The following is a 14,750-nucleotide window of genomic DNA, read 5'->3' on the forward strand; positions in this document are numbered from 1 at the left end:
GGGCGGCCGGTGGGTCGCCCTTTTTTTATGTGGATGCGGAAAGCTTAGGGATACGCTTGTCGAGCGTGCAAAAGGTTGAGAATCTCGATCCGGTCGGTCACCCGATAAACCACGACGTAGTTGGGATGGACAACGATTTCCCGGGTACCGGCGACCTTGCCGAAGCGATAAAGGTAGGGGTGACGTGGAAGGGCCGAGGTAGCCGCTTCGATGGCGGCGTTCAGTTGACTGGCCGCAACGGCGTTACGGTCAGCGATGTAGTTCAGGGTTTGCCAGAGTTGAGTGCGAGCTTCAGGTCGCCAGTCAACCCGCACTGTTTTTGTTGAGTTTCGATTCGATGAGGGCGCGCATCTCGGCCATCACCTGCTCGTGGGGGATGTTGGGCCGCGGATCATCCATCGAGGCCTGTACCTGTGCCCGGAACCAGCGATCGTAGCTGGCGGCCTGCTCTGGGGTTTCGAAATCTGAAACGATAAGTGAAAGTTCGGCGCTCATAATGACCTCCATGATCAATGTGAAGCAGTCTAAGGGGGATGTGGCTCGCTGTCGTCACTGGCAAGACGAAGTGCGAAGTATCCCGAAGCGCTGGCGGGAAAGATGTCAGACGTTTCCCTTGCCCATAAGGGAAAATCGACGCACGTTGTCATCGGATTCGCCCACAACAACACCGCCCGTGTAGGAGCTGCCGCAGGCTGCGATCTTTTGACTTTGTTTTTTACAAGCAAGATCAAAAGATCGCAGCCTGCGGCAGCTCCTACAGGTCGAGGTCAGAAGGCGTAGGGAATGCTGACCTTGGCCCAGAGCATTTCGCCCTCCGGCCGGTTTTCCACGTCAAATTCCTTGGCCCAGCGAATCTCCGCGCTGGCGTACTTGAGAAAGGTGAAATGCAACGCCGGGCCAATCGCGAACACTTGGCCGCGCACGCCGTCATTCACGTCTTGCCCGGCGAATTGCACCGTGTGGCCGTATTGTTTGTCGTCGGTGGTCTGCTTGAGGTAATAGCCGTTGAGACCGAGCATCACATCGTCGGTGATCTTGTAGCTGGCCGAATAATCGAAGTGAAAAATCTGCCCGGACTTGTAGTCGGTGTCCTTGTTCTTCTCGTTGAAGCTGTAGGTGGTCTTCAGTGACACCTCGGTCTTGTCGGTCGGCAGCCAGGTGAAGGAGAACAGCGGCTTGTAGGTGTAGAAATTGTTGCTGGTGTTGGCCAGCCGATCGACGCTGTATTCACCGGTGGGCACGGTGATTTCAACGGCGGCGCCGAGGGTCAGATTCTTGCCCATGTCCCACAGGATGATCGGCGCAATCGTGGTGTCGCCCATGCCTTCGCGAGTATCGCTGAGGCCGTATACCGAGACTTCCTGCTTCAGCCAGGGCTGGGCGATGTAGCCGGCCAGACGCCCGCCGAACACGCGCACCGGGCTCAGGTAATCAATGCGCGGGATCACCGCCGTCGATTCGATTTCGACATTCGGCACCTTGCCGCCCAACGAGCTGATGTTGAGCTTGGTCGACTTGTAATGGTTGTAGTAGAGGTTGAACGCGACCATGTTCTGCGGAAGGCTGTCGACTTCCATCGGCAGCATGAAGAACCCGTCGGTGCCGGGGCCGATGTTGTCGACGCCGGCTTCGGTGGCCAGGGCCTGCAGGGACGCGGTGCAACCGAGCAAGGTCAGTGCCAGACGCAAGGGGAAAATGGCGCGGTTCGGGCTCATGGCTGTCCTCATTATTATTGTGGTGGGACGTGGCGCCGGTACGCAGACCGTCCGGCACCCTAGAAATAAGCGCTTGGCGCCCGACGGGGCAGGGTATTGGCGGACAGTTAGGGGGGCTTCTGCGGACAGTCGGTCAACCCTGTGCTAACTTCCTTCGACATAACCGGTAACAAAAATAACAATCAAGCGTGATCCGGAATGTCAGCCCCCATGAACGTAAAAGTCCAAGACCCCACTTTCGAATTGGCGCTGGTCTCGCCGTTTCTCCTGCAAACCCTCGCCGAAGTCGTGCAGAACAAAGGCATCGACCCCGAAAGCCTGTGCCGTGGCCTGGGTTTCAGCCTCGAAGATCTGCAGGATCCGGCGCAGCGGATTTCCTACCGCCAGGCCGTGGCGATGATTCAGCGCGCGCTCAAAGTGCTGCCCAATCAGGGGCTGGGGTTGTGGGTCGGCGCGCAGAATGTGTTGGGCACACTGGGCTTGCTCGGGCATGTGTTGTCGCTGTGCAAGACCTTGCGCGACGCCTTTGCCCTCGGCATCCGCCATCAGCACACCTCCGGCGGAATCGTGGTGTCCAGCGTCGATGTGGTCGGCGATAAGGTGCACGTCGATGCCGAATGTCGCTTGCCGTTTGCCGATGTGCAGGTGTTCGCCGTCGAGGAGTTTTTCGCCAGCCTGCTGGTGTATGGCCGGGCCTTGGCGGGCCATGATTTCAAGGCTGTCGCCGTTGAGTTTGTGCACGCTGCGCCGGATTACCTGAGCGAATACCACCGCTTGCTCGGGCCCGATGTGCGCTTCGGATGTTTGCACAATCGCATGCTGATCGATGCCCGGTGGCTGGACGTCAACCTGCCCAATCATCATTCGCTGGCGTTGCGTCAGGCGGTTGCGTTGCTGGAGCTGGAAGCGGCGCAGGTACACCAGAAACTCGATCTGATTCAGGCGGTGGAACGGGCGATTGCCCGGGACTTGAGCCGGGGCAGCCATATCGAAAAGATCGCCGGCGATCTGAACATGAGCAGCCGCACCTTGCGTCGCCGTTTGACCGAGCATGCGCTGACTTTCGAAGCGCTGCTGGAACAGGTACGTCAGGCGCGGACCATGAGTCTGCTGGCCAATCCGGACATGCCGATCGAGCGGATTACCGAAGAAGTCGGCTACAGCGACGTGCGCAGTTTCCGCCGGGCGTTCAAGCGCTGGACGGGGATGAGCCCGAGTGCGTGGCGGCATGACACAAGCACCGCTTAGACATCGATCCCCTGTGGCGAGGGAGCTTGCTCCCGCTGGGCTGCGCAGCAGCCCCAAAACCTGCCACGCCATTTCTCCAGACACACCATGCCGGCGGGGTTTGCGGGTGCTTCGCCCCCGAGCGGGAGCAAGCTCCCTCGCCACAGGCTTCCGTGCGCCACTCATCAGTATCTCAGCCCCACAAAATCTCCGGCTACAGGTAAACTCCCGCGCACTTTCCCAAGGAGTTCACATGAGTTACTACCAGCCGGGCATTCTCGCCACCCCCGTTCCTGCGCAAGCACGTCACCTGTTTTTCGCCCTTGCGTCGGTTGAAGCACTGCCGCAGGCGATCGACAACCTGCTGAACCTGGTGGACGGCAAGTCGGCTGTGATCGGTTTCGGTGAATCCCTGACCAAAGCGCTGAACGTGCAGATCGACGGTTTGCGCAGCTTCCCGGCCATGACCGGCGTCGGCGTGGAAAACCCGTCGACCCAGCACGCGCTGTGGGTCTGGCTGCACGGTGTCGACCGGGGTGAATTGCTCAATCGCTGCAACGCTTTCGAAGCCGCGCTGGCCCCGGCGCTGCGCCTGGTACAGGCCCAGGAAGCCTTCCGCCACAAGGACGGCCACGACCTGACCGGCTACGAAGACGGCACCGAAAACCCGCACGAGGACGCCGCGATCGCTGCAGCGTTGCTGGGCGAGGGCGCTGATGGTCTGGTCGGTGGCAGCTTCGCCGCGATCCAGCAGTGGCAGCACGACCTCAAGGGTTTCCACAAGCTGTCCGCCGAAGACAAGGACAACATCATGGGCCGTCGCTTGAGCGACAACGAAGAGATCGACGACGCGCCGGTCTCCGCCCACGTCAAACGCACCGCGCAGGAAAGCTTCGCCCCCGAAGCGTTCGTCGTGCGGCGTTCGATGCCGTGGATCGAAGGCGAGCGTGCCGGCCTGATGTTCCTCGCGTTCGGTGTTTCGCTGGACGCCTTCGAAGCCCAACTGCGGCGCATGAGCGGTCTGGAAGACGGCATCACTGACGGTCTGTATCGCATCAGCCGGCCAATCACCGGCGGCTACTACTGGTGCCCGCCAATCAAGGACGGCCACCTCGATCTGCGTGCGTTGCGCATCGGCTGAGTTTTTCAAACAAAGGGAATTGACCATGGACGTGATGCGTTGGGGCATGATCGGTTGCGGCAGCGTCACTGAACGCAAGAGCGGGCCGGCCTTCTACAAGGCGCCCGGCTCGGCGCTGGTGGCGGTGATGGGCCGGCGCCTTGAAGCGGTGAGCGATTACGCTGCGCGCCACGGCATCGCCCGGGTCTACACCGATGTCGATGCGCTGATCAACGACCCTGAGGTGGACGCGGTGTACATCGCCACGCCGCCCGACAGCCACCATGCCTACAGCCTGAAAGTTGCTGCCGCCGGCAAGCATTGCTGCGTCGAGAAACCGATGGCGCTCAACGCCGGGCAAAGCCGCGAGATGCAGCAGGCGTTTGCTGACGCCGGTCTGCACTTGTTCGTTGCTTACTATCGTCGTTCGTTGCCGCGCTTTGCCCAAGTGCGGCAATGGCTGGAGCAGGGCCGCATCGGTGAGGTGCGGCACCTGAGCTGGACACTGACCAAGGCGCCGTCAGCGGCGGATCTGGACGGCAGCGCCAATTGGCGAACCGACCCGAGCGTGGCCGGTGGCGGTTACTTTGCCGATCTGGCCAGCCATGGTTTTGACCTGTTCCAGTACCTGCTCGGCGACATCGTCGAAGTCGCCGGTTTCACTGCGCGTCAGGCCGGTTTGTATGCGGCGGAAGACGCAGTCAGCGCCAGTTGGCGCTTCGCCTCCGGAGCGCTGGGCATGGGTTGCTGGAGCTTTGTGGCGGATCGCCGCGAGGACCGGGTGGAGATCATTGGCAGTCAGGGTCGCATCGCGTTCTCCGTGTTTGACGAGCATTCGGTGCAGCTATTTGCCGATGAGCAGATCAGCCTGGAAATCGCGCATCACGAGCACATTCAGTGGCATCACGTGCTGGGCATGAATGCACATATTCGTGGTGATTCAAACCATCCGGCAGTCGCCGAACAAGCCCTCAAGACCGATTGGGTCATGGATCAGATCCTCAAGCGCCAGTAGTAAGCAATTCCCCCTGTAGGAGTGAGCCTGCTCGCGATAGCGGAGTGTCAGACACCGGATTCGTCTCTGATACACCGCTATCGCGAGCAGGCTCACTCCTACAAAAAAACGATCGTGTGAAGCATCTAAGGTTATGCCCATTCGGTATTTCTCAAGCTTGTCATAACGTCTCTAAGATCACGTCATAACTCGTTATAACAAGTGATCCCTGATGACCGATAACGTCCTGTCCCTCAGTAGCGTCCCGTTGCACACCCAACTGCGCGATGTCCTGCGTGCGCGCATTCTCGATGGCGAATACCCGCAAGACAGCCAGATGCCCTCCGAAAGCGAACTCGGCACGCTGTTCAAAGTCAGCCGCATCACCGTGCGCCAGGCGCTGGGCGATCTGCAGAAAGAAGGGCTGATCTTCAAGATCCACGGCAAGGGCACTTTCGTCGCCAAGCCGAAAACCTTTCAAAACGTCAGCAGCCTGCAAGGCCTTGCCGAGTCCATGACCGGGCGCGGCTACGAGGTGATCAACCGCCTGCGCAGCTTCAAATTCATCCCCGCCGACAAACGTGTGGCCGAGCGCCTGCAAGTCGCCGAAGGCGAGACCGTGGCGCAGATCAAACGCGTACGCCTGATCAACCGCGAACCGATCTCTCTGGAAATCACCTACCTGCCCAAAGCCATCGGCGAACGGCTGGAGAAGGCCGATCTGGTGACTCGCGACATCTTCCTGATTCTGGAAAACGACTGCGGCATCGCCCTCGGCCACGCCGATCTGGCGATTGACGCGGTGCTGGCCGACAGCGATTTGACCCAGGCGCTGAACGTGGAGGCCGGCTCGCCGATCATGCGCATCGAGCGTCTGACCCACGACGCCAACGGCCAGCCGCTGGACTTCGAACACCTTTACTACCGTGGCGATGCGTTCCAGTACCGTCTGCGGATCGACCGGCAAAAAGGGGCGTGACATGACTCGCAAGACCTTGGAACAGGAATACGACATCGTCGTGATCGGCGGCGGCACCGCCGGCCCGATGGCGGCGATCAAGGCCAAAGAGAAGAACCGCGACTTGCGCGTGTTGTTGGTGGACAAAGCCAACGTCAAGCGCAGCGGTGCGATCAGCATGGGCATGGACGGCCTGAACAACGCGATCATCCCCGGGCACTCGACGCCGGAGCAGTACACCAAGGAAATCACCATCGCCAACGACGGCATCGTCAATCAGGCGGCGGTGTACGCCTATGCCACTCATAGCTTCGAAACCATCGAGCAACTGGATCGCTGGGGCGTGAAGTTCGAGAAGGACGAAACCGGCGATTACGCCGTGAAAAAAGTCCACCACATGGGCGCCTACGTCCTGCCGATGCCGGAAGGGCACGACATCAAAAAGGTCCTCTACCGGCAGTTGAAACGCGCGCGGGTGAGCATCACCAACCGACTGGTCTGCACCCGTTTGCTCACCGACGAGGAGGGCGCGGTCAACGGCGTGATGGGCTTCGACTGCCGCAGCGCCGACTTCCATGTGATCAAGGCCAAAGCGGTGATTCTTGCGTGCGGCGCGGCCGGTCGCCTCGGTCTGCCATCCTCGGGTTATCTGATGGGCACCTACGAAAACCCGACCAATGCCGGTGACGGCTACGCCATGGCGTATCACGCCGGGGCCGAGCTGGCGAACCTCGAATGCTTCCAGATCAACCCGTTGATCAAGGACTACAACGGCCCGGCGTGCGCCTATGTGACCGGCCCGCTCGGCGGCTACACCGCCAACAACAAGGGCGAACGCTTCATCGAGTGCGACTACTGGAGCGGGCAGATGATGTGGGAGTTCCACCAGGAACTGGAAAGCGGCAACGGCCCGGTGTTCCTCAAACTCGATCACCTGGCCGAGGAAACCATTCAGAACATCGAGGAAATCCTGCACAGCAACGAACGCCCGAGTCGCGGCCAGTTCCACGCCAATCGCGGCACCGATTACCGCACGCAGATGGTCGAGATGCACATCTCGGAGATCGGTTTTTGCAGCGGCCATTCGGCGTCCGGGGTGTGGGTCAACGAGCGGGCCGAGACCTCGGTGAAGGGCTTGTACTCGGCGGGTGACATGGCCGCGGTGCCGCACAACTACATGCTCGGTGCGTTCACCTACGGCTGGTTTGCCGGGCACAACGCCGCGGACTTCGTCGTCGGGCGCGAGTTCTCGACGCTGGATGCCGCGCAGATCGAGAAAGAGCAAGCGCGGGTCTACGCGCCGCTGGATCGCGAACAGGGTCTGCCGCCGGCGCAGGTCGAGTACAAGCTGCGACGCTTCGTCAACGACTACCTGCAACCGCCGAAAGTGACCAGGAAAATGCAGATCGGTTTGCAACGCTTCAGCGACATCGAGCGCGACCTCGATCAGATGAAGGCCAACAACGCCCACGAACTGATGCGCGCGATGGAAACCAGCGTGATCCGCGACTGCGCGGAAATGGCCGCCCGGGCCTCGCTGTTCCGCGCCGAAAGTCGCTGGGGCCTGTACCACTACCGCGTCGATCACCCGCAGCGCAACGACAACGAGTGGTTCTGCCACTGTCATTTGAAGAAGGGTGAAGACGGCCGGATGACCAGTTTCAAGAAACCCGTCGAGCCGTACATCATCCCGCTCGATGCCGAAGAAATGCAGGCTTACGACCGCTTGCGGGTGGGCGCTTTCGCCGCTTGATGCATCACCAGAGAGAGTCTGAACCATGGCCTATCAAGCCCAGGAAATCTTCTTCCGCTCCAACGCCCCGGTCACCGTGGACGAGGACAAATGCATCGCCGACAAGGGCTGCACCGTGTGCGTCGACGTCTGCCCGATGGACCTGCTGGCGATCAACCCGTCCACGCAAAAGGCCTACATGGCATTTGATGAGTGCTGGTACTGCATGCCGTGTGAAAAGGACTGCCCGACTGGCGCCGTCAAAGTCGACATCCCTTATTTACTGCGGTGAAACCCGATCCACTGTGGGAGCGAGCCTGCTCGCGAATGCGGTGATCCAGCCAGCACATCGACACCTGACAAACCGCTTTCGCGAGCAGGCTCGCTCCCACAGGGATTTGTGGCAAACCATAAGCCATCCGGCATACCCCGGACGCTGGAATAACCGAAACCCCCTCGTTTCCCACCGCGCCCTGATCGCGGCGGAGACGAACATCCAATAAATGATTCGAGGGGAAACACTCATGTTGCGTGCAGCAATCGCCGGTCTGGTACTGGCTTCATTTACCCTGTCGGCCTCGGCCGAAACCATCCGTATCGCCATCGGCACCCAGGACACCACGATCAACTGCGCCGCCGGCGGGCTGTTGATTCGTGAGCTTGGTCTGCTCGACAAATACCTGCCGCACGATGGCGCCTACAAAGACGCGAAATACGATGTGCAGTGGAAAAACTTCACCAGCGGTGCGCCGCTGACCAACGAGATGGTCGCCGGCAAACTCGACTTCGGCGCCATGGCCGATTTCCCCGGCGCGTTCAACGGTGTGGCGTTCGAAACCGCCGGCAAGCACAGCCTGTTCATCAGCGTGCTTTCGGGCAGTATCAAGGGCAGCGGCAACGGCATCGTGGTGCCGAGCGCGTCCAGGGTGCAGGCGCTGAGCGAACTCAAGGGCAAGACCATCTCGGTGCCATTCGCTTCAACCGCCCACGGCATGTTGCTGCGCGCGGTGGCGGAGCAGGGCTGGGATCCACTGAAAGATGTCAACATCATCGCCCAGCCACCGGAGGTCGCCGGCTCGGCGTTGCAGGCCGGCAAGATCGACGCCCACGCCGATTTCGTGCCGTTCGCCGAGTTGTTCCCGAGTCGTGGTTTCGCCCGCAAGATCTACGACGGCGCCCAGGCCAATGCGCCGACTTTCCACGGCGCACTGGTGGATCAGGCCTACGCGAAACAGTACCCGGAAATCGTCGTCGCCTACCTGCGGGCGAGCATCGAGGCCAATCAGTTGCTGGCTGCTGAGCCTGAGAAGTACAGCGAGCTGATCGCCAAGGTCACCGGCGTCGATGCCGAGGTCAACTACCTGTTCCACGGCCCGCTCGGCGTGCAGACCCGCGACTTGAGCTGGAAGCCGGAATACCGTCAGGCAGTGGGCACGGCGATCGACACCCTGAAGCTGCTGAAGAAGGCTGATCGCGGCCTCGACCTCAACACCTTCATCGACGATCAGTACCTCCGCGCCGCCTTCAAGGCCTCGAATCTGGACTACAGCGCGCAACTCGCCAACTACGCGCAAACGCCGTTGCAAGCGCTGGATGCGGCGACCGGCAAAGCCATCACAGACTTCAGCCACGTCGCCGAAATCTGGGTGCGCGGCGAAGACAAGGTGCGCCAGTATGCCTCGGCGGAATCGGCCTTCACCGCGTTGGCCGCGCTGAAGCAGCAAGGCAAAAACATCCGCGCGGTGTATGCGCAGGCCAGTGACAGCGGTATCAAGTTGCTCGCCGATCAGGCGTGGTTTGCCAGTGATGCCAAGGGGCGCTTGAGCGCATTCCTGCTCAAGGGCCAGGCGCAGCAATATGCGGCGGCGCAGGGCGGCAAGGTCTTCGACTTTACCGATGCCACGACCCAGGCTGTAGCCACCCGCTAACCCGAGAACACCTAGGTCAACTGTAGGAGTGAGCCTGCTCGCGATAGCGTTGTGTCAGACAACACATCAACAACTGACACACCGCATTCGCGAGCAGGCTCACTCCTACAGGGGATCTCGGTTGAAAGGAATATTTATGTTCAGTTCTGTTAAGCGCTGGGTTCCAAGGGCTGCTTCTTTGCTGCTCTGCCTGCTGTTCTGGCAGCTCGCCGCCAGCCACCACTGGAACCTCGGCCTCGTCACCTTCGCCAACGTGCCCACTCCATTGGCGGTGATCGAAGCGGCGTTGGGGTTGGGCGATTCCGGCAAACTGCTGCAGCACCTGACGGCCAGCCTCAGCCGGGTGTTCGCCGGCTATCTCGCGGCACTGATCATCGGCATTGCCCTGGGCCTAGCCATCGGCCGCTCGAAATGGGCCGAAGACCTGCTGCTGCCACCGCTGGAAGTGCTGCGGCCGATCCCGGCGGTGGCGTGGATTCCGCTGGCGATCCTGATGTTTCCGTCATCGGAGCTGTCGATGGTCTTCATCACCTTCACCGGCGCGCTGTTCCCGATCCTGCTCAACACCGTGCACGGCGTCGAAGGCGTTGATCCACGGCTGATCGCCTCGGCCAAAAGCCTCGGGGCAGGGCGCCGGGCGATTTTGCTTGAAGTGATTCTGCCGGGCGCTGCGCCGAGCATCATCACCGGCCTCGCTATCGGCATGGGCACCTCGTGGTTCTGCCTGGTGACGGCGGAAATGATCTCCGGGCAGTTCGGCATCGGCTACTACACCTGGGAGTCCTACACCATTCAGAACTACGCCGACATCGTCGTCGGCATGCTGCTGATCGGTGTGCTGGGCATGGGCAGCAGTCTGCTGATCAAGCGTCTGGGCGGGCTGTTCACGCCTTGGCACCGACCACGAGGAAAAGCCTGATGAGCGCGATGCAAACCCCCGAAGGGCGGATTGATATTCGCCAGTTGTCGATCGTTCTTGGCGAAGGTCAGCACGCGTTCGAAGCCGTGCAGGGTCTGGATTGCCAGATCGAGCCGGGTCAGTTCGTGTGCATTCTCGGCCCGTCCGGTTGTGGCAAATCGACCTTGCTCGGCGCACTCGCCGGGCACTTGAGCGCTCATACCGGCAGCCTCAAAGTCGACGGCGGCGAGGTGTCCGGGCCGTCGCCACAACGCGGCATGGTCTTCCAGCATCACACGCTGTTTCCGTGGCGCACGGTGCGCGACAACGTGGCCTTCGGCTTGAAGATGCGTGGCATCGGCAAGGCTGAACGCCAACGCGCGGCGGATGAAATGCTCAAACTGGTTGGCCTCGACGGCTTCGCCGAGCGCTGGCCCGATCAGCTCTCCGGCGGCATGCAGCAACGGGTGGAGATCGCACGGGTGCTGGTCAATCGTCCACGGCTGTTGCTGATGGACGAACCGTTCGGCGCGCTGGATGCCCTGACCCGCTTGAACATGCAGGAGCTGCTGCTGGACATCTGGACGCGAATTCGTACCACCGTGGTGTTCGTCACCCACGACATCGACGAGGCGCTGTTTCTCGCCGACCGCTTGCTGGTGATGAGCGCACGTCCGGGGCGAATCATCGAAGACCTGCGCCTGGACTTCCCGCGTCCGCGCACCACTGAGCTGGTGACCAGCGCCGAATTTTCTCGCCTCAAGCGCCATTGCCTCGACCTGCTGCGCCACGACAACTCCCGACCGCTGCCGCGCCTCAACCCGCTCGGCCTGCCTCCCGAAAACCCTTTGCCGCGATTTGCCCTATGACCTCATTTTTTGCTGTGACCGACAACGACGACATCCTCGCCCTGCAACCGCGTCTGACCGCTGACGATGCCGGTGTGCGACGCATTGCCCTGATCGAACTGGCTGATCTGGAGGAGCCGGACGGCCTGCTGTGGCTGGTTGAAAAACTCAGTGAAGATCCGGCCGAAGAAGTCCGCGCCGAAGCTGCGCGGCTGCTGGAGGCGTGGGAAGACGAACCGGTGGTGGCTGCGCTCTGTCAGGCGCTGACCGATCCATCTCCGGCAGTGCAGGCCGCCGCCGCGCAAAGTCTGAGCCTGCTCAAAACTGAAGCCGCAGGTCGGGTGATTCTGCCGTGGACCGATCATGCTGCAGTCAGCGTGCGAATCGCTGCATTTCGGGCACTGCGCGAGTTGCGTTTTGCCGAGGCTGCACCGGCTGCCATCACCGCGTTGAGCGATGCCGACGCCAACGTGCGCCGCGAAGCCGTAGGCGTGCTCGGCTGGCTCAAGCAGCTCGACGCACTGCCGGCATTGGCGCAACTGGCCAGCGCCGACCCGGACACCGAAGTGCGCCGCGCCGCCACCGGTGCCCTTGGTCTGGCATCCGGCGCAGAGGTGCTGCCAGCCTTGCGTCAGGCGCTGCAGGACGCTGCCTGGCAAGTGCGCGAAGAAGCGGCAACAACCCTGGGCAAAGTCGGCCACAGCGACGCCGGTCCGGCGTTGATCGCAGCTCTCGGTGATGACTACTGGCAAGTGCGCCTGCGCGCCACCCGCAGCCTCGGTCGCCTGCGTTTTGTGCCGGCGCTGGACGCCCTGATCGAAACCCTCGGCCATCGCATCAGCAACCTGCGCAAGGAAGCCGCGCTGGCCCTCGGTGAGTTGCATGATCGCGGCGCGGCGGCGGCGTTGCAGGCGGCGCAGGATGACGGTGATCCGGAAGTGCGCAAAGCGGTGCGGATTGCCCTGAGTCAACTGCAATGAACCCGCAGGCGGTGGGCAACTCGCAGAGCGCTCAGACGTTGCGCCTGAGCTGGCCGGACGGACGTGAATCGGTGTTCAATCACGCCGAACTGCGCCGCCAGTGCCCGTGCTCGCAGTGCCGCGCGTTTCGCCTGAAAGGCATGACTCCGCTGGTGGATGAGCGTGTTCGTCTGATCGAGATCAACCCGCAGGGCTACGGCGTGCAACTGGTGTTCAGCGACGGACATCAACGCGGGATCTACCCGTGGGACTATCTGGCACAGCTCGATTCTTGATGTGCCACAGCCCCTTGCAGGAGTGAGCCTGCTCGCGATAGCGGTGTATCAGCCGACATCATTGTTGAATGACACACCGCTATCGCGAGCAGGCTCACTCCTGCAAGGGTATAGGTGCAACTCCGGGTTACTGCGCAGCCGTCATGGATGGCCGGCAACCATGAAACACATCCAGCCGCGGCTGATACAGCGCGGTCTTCACCTCGAACAACCCCAGCACTGAATGAAACAGGTTGTCATGGCTCAGATCCGGCTGTCCGGTCTTGCCTTGCAGGCAATCGCGGTCAATCCCCAGTTGCGCCAGAGTGTTGTTGCCAAACCACATCACCATCGGCACATGCGTCTGCGCCTCGGGCGCCAACGCATACGGCGCGGCATGCAGGTACAGGCCGTTTTCACCCAGCGATTCGCCGTGGTCGGAGACGTACAGCATCGAAGTCTCCAGGGTGTCCTGATTGCGCTTGAGCAACTCGATGACCTTGGCGAGGAAGTGGTCGGTGTAGAGGATCGTGTTGTCGTATACGTTCACCAGTTCATCACGGCTGCAACTGCCTAACTGGTTGGTGTGGCAGATCGGCTTGAAGCGTTCGAGCGCTTGCGGATAACGCTCGTAGTATTCCGGGCCGTGGCTGCCGTCGGCGTGCAACACGATGATCGCGTGGCCCTTGAGGCTGTCGATGTAGCTTTGCAGGTCGGCCAGCAGCGCCTCATCGAGGCAGTTGTTGCCGTCGCAGAACGGCCCCGGCTGGTTCTTCGCGATGTCGCGGTGCGGCACGCGCAGGCAGGTGCCTTTGCAGTCGCTGTTGTTGTCCAGCCATAGCACCTGCACGCCGGCGCGTTGCAGGATATCCAGCAGGCCTTCGTAGGTTTTGCCTTTCTTGTCGCTGTAGTCCTCACGCGGGAACATCGAGAACATGCACGGCACCGACACCGCCGTGGATGTGCCGCAGGAGTGCACCTGGGTGAAGTTGAGGATGTCCAGTTTGCTCAGCTCGGGGTTGGTCTCGCGCGCATAGCCGTTCAGCGAAAAATGATCGGCGCGAGCGGTTTCGCCGACCACAAACACCATCAGCGATTTCTTTTCGCGGCTGGCGGCTTTCGCGCTCATCACCGCGTCTTCACCGATGGCCTGCACCACAAAGTGCTTTTTGATGCCCAGGCGTTGCTTGGTGTATTTGCTGATGGCGTAGATGTAGTTGGTCGGGTTGATGAAGTGGGTGAGCTTGTCTTCTTCGCGGAAAATCGGCGCGTAGGTCGAATAGAACGCGCCCACCGAGGCACCGACCACCAGCACGCAAGCGGCAATCACCAGCAGCTTGTTGAGCAGACCACGAAAGAACGGCCGATAACTCACCGGCCAGCGCCAGATCAGCGCCGCTGGCAGCACGCCGAGCAGCAACACGTAAGCCAGCAGTTTGCCGTTGAACAGCGCGGCGGCTTCGCCGGGGTTGGTTTCGAACACGTTCTGGATCATCACCGTGTCGATGGTGATCCCGTATTCGTTCATGAAATACGCAGCGCAGGCCGAGAGCAGAGCGACCACGCTCAGCACCGGTTTCAGCGTCCAGCGAAACGACACCAGGGTCAGCAGCAGGGTAATCGCCGCCCACAGGAACAGGCCGAACGAAGCGAAAAACGCCAGTTTGTGCGCGCCTTGCAGGGTGATCAACGTACCCAGCGCCTTCCAGGTCGCCAGGTTGTACAGCGCCACCAGTGCCAGGGAAAACAGCAGCACCAGGCGGGTGGAAGTGATGGACGGTAAACGCAGTCCTTTGCCCAAAGCCATTACAGACATTCCTCTACTCGAATAGAACACGCGCGGAAACGCGCGTAACTGTAGAAGAGCAATAGTAAAAAATTCGTAAACATCTCGTAACAAACACCCCATTCCCTGTAGGAGCTGCCGAAGGCTGCGATCTTTTGATCTTGCTTTTTAAAATCAAAATCAAAAGATCGCAGCCTGCGGCAGCTCCTACACGGTTCCCGAGTCGTCTTCTTCTGTAGGAGCTGACGAGTGAAACGAGGCTGCGATCTTTTGATTTTTGTGGATCGCCGACCCAGGCCGACTGGCGGTG

The 14,750-nt window shown here is 61.1% G+C and carries 16 protein-coding genes; 11 read left to right on the forward strand and 5 right to left on the reverse strand.

The window, feature by feature from the left end:
• Nucleotides 1–44: 44 nt before the first annotated feature.
• From BW33_RS05865 to BW33_RS05875, 3 genes are all read right to left on the reverse strand, one after another.
• Nucleotides 45–314, reverse strand: coding sequence for a type II toxin-antitoxin system RelE/ParE family toxin (locus tag BW33_RS05865; RefSeq protein WP_047597707.1), 270 nt, complete (start codon nucleotides 312–314; stop codon nucleotides 45–47).
• Nucleotides 304–495, reverse strand: a complete 192-nt coding sequence (gene relB / locus BW33_RS05870; RefSeq protein WP_003225628.1) for a type II toxin-antitoxin system RelB family antitoxin — start codon at nucleotides 493–495, stop codon at nucleotides 304–306. The genes BW33_RS05865 and relB overlap by 11 nt, the downstream gene beginning before the upstream one ends.
• A gap of 272 nt (nucleotides 496–767) precedes the next feature.
• Nucleotides 768–1,715, reverse strand: a complete 948-nt coding sequence (locus BW33_RS05875) for a SphA family protein (protein ID WP_047597708.1) — start codon at nucleotides 1,713–1,715, stop codon at nucleotides 768–770.
• Between the two features lie 210 nt (nucleotides 1,716–1,925).
• Between BW33_RS05875 and BW33_RS05880 the strand changes: the two genes are divergently transcribed.
• From BW33_RS05880 to BW33_RS05930, 11 genes are all read left to right on the forward strand, one after another.
• Nucleotides 1,926–2,963: an AraC family transcriptional regulator gene (locus tag BW33_RS05880; RefSeq protein ID WP_047597709.1), complete on the forward strand. Its 1,038-nt coding sequence runs from the start codon at nucleotides 1,926–1,928 to the stop codon at nucleotides 2,961–2,963.
• Between the two features lie 232 nt (nucleotides 2,964–3,195).
• On the forward strand, nucleotides 3,196–4,083 hold the full coding sequence (locus BW33_RS05885; protein WP_047597712.1) for a Dyp-type peroxidase: 888 nt from the start codon (nucleotides 3,196–3,198) through the stop codon (nucleotides 4,081–4,083).
• Between the two features lie 25 nt (nucleotides 4,084–4,108).
• Nucleotides 4,109–5,077, forward strand: coding sequence for a Gfo/Idh/MocA family protein (locus tag BW33_RS05890; protein ID WP_047597714.1), 969 nt, complete (start codon nucleotides 4,109–4,111; stop codon nucleotides 5,075–5,077).
• A gap of 211 nt (nucleotides 5,078–5,288) precedes the next feature.
• The gene (locus tag BW33_RS05895; protein WP_047597718.1) at nucleotides 5,289–6,035 is read left to right on the forward strand and encodes a GntR family transcriptional regulator; all 747 of its coding nucleotides are present in this window, start codon (nucleotides 5,289–5,291) and stop codon (nucleotides 6,033–6,035) included.
• Nucleotide 6,036: 1 nt separating this feature from the next.
• The gene (locus tag BW33_RS05900; RefSeq protein WP_047597720.1) at nucleotides 6,037–7,767 is read left to right on the forward strand and encodes a fumarate reductase/succinate dehydrogenase flavoprotein subunit; all 1,731 of its coding nucleotides are present in this window, start codon (nucleotides 6,037–6,039) and stop codon (nucleotides 7,765–7,767) included.
• A gap of 25 nt (nucleotides 7,768–7,792) precedes the next feature.
• A complete protein-coding gene (locus BW33_RS05905) occupies nucleotides 7,793–8,038 on the forward strand; it encodes a 4Fe-4S dicluster domain-containing protein (RefSeq protein ID WP_047597722.1) in 246 nt (81 codons plus the stop codon).
• A gap of 211 nt (nucleotides 8,039–8,249) precedes the next feature.
• On the forward strand, nucleotides 8,250–9,674 hold the full coding sequence (locus BW33_RS05910) for an ABC transporter substrate-binding protein (RefSeq protein ID WP_177327462.1): 1,425 nt from the start codon (nucleotides 8,250–8,252) through the stop codon (nucleotides 9,672–9,674).
• 136 nt (nucleotides 9,675–9,810) lie between these two features.
• A complete protein-coding gene (locus BW33_RS05915) occupies nucleotides 9,811–10,593 on the forward strand; it encodes an ABC transporter permease (protein ID WP_047597727.1) in 783 nt (260 codons plus the stop codon).
• Nucleotides 10,593–11,441 carry an ABC transporter ATP-binding protein gene (locus BW33_RS05920; protein WP_047597729.1) on the forward strand — a complete coding sequence of 283 codons (849 nt, stop codon included), beginning with the start codon at nucleotides 10,593–10,595 and terminating at the stop codon, nucleotides 11,439–11,441. Before BW33_RS05915 ends, BW33_RS05920 begins: the two co-directional genes overlap by 1 nt.
• Nucleotides 11,438–12,400: a HEAT repeat domain-containing protein gene (locus tag BW33_RS05925; protein ID WP_047597732.1), complete on the forward strand. Its 963-nt coding sequence runs from the start codon at nucleotides 11,438–11,440 to the stop codon at nucleotides 12,398–12,400. The genes BW33_RS05920 and BW33_RS05925 overlap by 4 nt, the downstream gene beginning before the upstream one ends.
• Nucleotides 12,397–12,675, forward strand: a complete 279-nt coding sequence (locus BW33_RS05930; RefSeq protein WP_047597734.1) for a DUF971 domain-containing protein — start codon at nucleotides 12,397–12,399, stop codon at nucleotides 12,673–12,675. Before BW33_RS05925 ends, BW33_RS05930 begins: the two co-directional genes overlap by 4 nt.
• Before the next feature lie 127 nt (nucleotides 12,676–12,802).
• On the opposite strand, the gene BW33_RS05935 is transcribed toward BW33_RS05930, so the two are convergent.
• Complete coding sequence (locus tag BW33_RS05935) at nucleotides 12,803–14,461, reverse strand: phosphoethanolamine transferase (RefSeq protein ID WP_047597736.1); 1,659 nt, start codon at nucleotides 14,459–14,461, stop codon at nucleotides 12,803–12,805.
• Nucleotides 14,462–14,474: 13 nt separating this feature from the next.
• Nucleotides 14,475–14,750: hypothetical protein (locus tag BW33_RS30115; protein WP_236645199.1), on the reverse strand; the 276-nt coding region annotated here is incomplete at its 5' end.

This window comes from Pseudomonas sp. RIT288, assembly GCF_000631985.1.
Taxonomy (GTDB): domain Bacteria; phylum Pseudomonadota; class Gammaproteobacteria; order Pseudomonadales; family Pseudomonadaceae; genus Aquipseudomonas.

Bases quoted from the DNA above. Each gene is read 5' to 3' on its own strand.
- BW33_RS05890 (WP_047597714.1), top strand. From the start codon at position 4,109: ATGGACGTGATGCGTTGGGGCATGATCGGTTGCGGCAGCGTCACTGAA.
- BW33_RS05915 (WP_047597727.1), top strand. From the start codon at position 9,811: ATGTTCAGTTCTGTTAAGCGCTGGGTTCCAAGGGCTGCTTCTTTGCTG.
- BW33_RS05925 (WP_047597732.1), top strand. From the start codon at position 11,438: ATGACCTCATTTTTTGCTGTGACCGACAACGACGACATCCTCGCCCTG.
- BW33_RS05905 (WP_047597722.1), top strand. From the start codon at position 7,793: ATGGCCTATCAAGCCCAGGAAATCTTCTTCCGCTCCAACGCCCCGGTC.
- BW33_RS05885 (WP_047597712.1), top strand. From the start codon at position 3,196: ATGAGTTACTACCAGCCGGGCATTCTCGCCACCCCCGTTCCTGCGCAA.
- BW33_RS05880 (WP_047597709.1), top strand. From the start codon at position 1,926: ATGAACGTAAAAGTCCAAGACCCCACTTTCGAATTGGCGCTGGTCTCG.
- BW33_RS05920 (WP_047597729.1), top strand. From the start codon at position 10,593: ATGAGCGCGATGCAAACCCCCGAAGGGCGGATTGATATTCGCCAGTTG.
- BW33_RS05895 (WP_047597718.1), top strand. From the start codon at position 5,289: ATGACCGATAACGTCCTGTCCCTCAGTAGCGTCCCGTTGCACACCCAA.
- BW33_RS05900 (WP_047597720.1), top strand. From the start codon at position 6,037: ATGACTCGCAAGACCTTGGAACAGGAATACGACATCGTCGTGATCGGC.
- BW33_RS05935 (WP_047597736.1), bottom strand. From the start codon at position 14,461: ATGGCTTTGGGCAAAGGACTGCGTTTACCGTCCATCACTTCCACCCGC.
- BW33_RS05930 (WP_047597734.1), top strand. From the start codon at position 12,397: ATGAACCCGCAGGCGGTGGGCAACTCGCAGAGCGCTCAGACGTTGCGC.
- BW33_RS05910 (WP_177327462.1), top strand. From the start codon at position 8,250: ATGATTCGAGGGGAAACACTCATGTTGCGTGCAGCAATCGCCGGTCTG.
- BW33_RS05875 (WP_047597708.1), bottom strand. From the start codon at position 1,715: ATGAGCCCGAACCGCGCCATTTTCCCCTTGCGTCTGGCACTGACCTTG.
- relB (WP_003225628.1), bottom strand. From the start codon at position 495: ATGAGCGCCGAACTTTCACTTATCGTTTCAGATTTCGAAACCCCAGAG.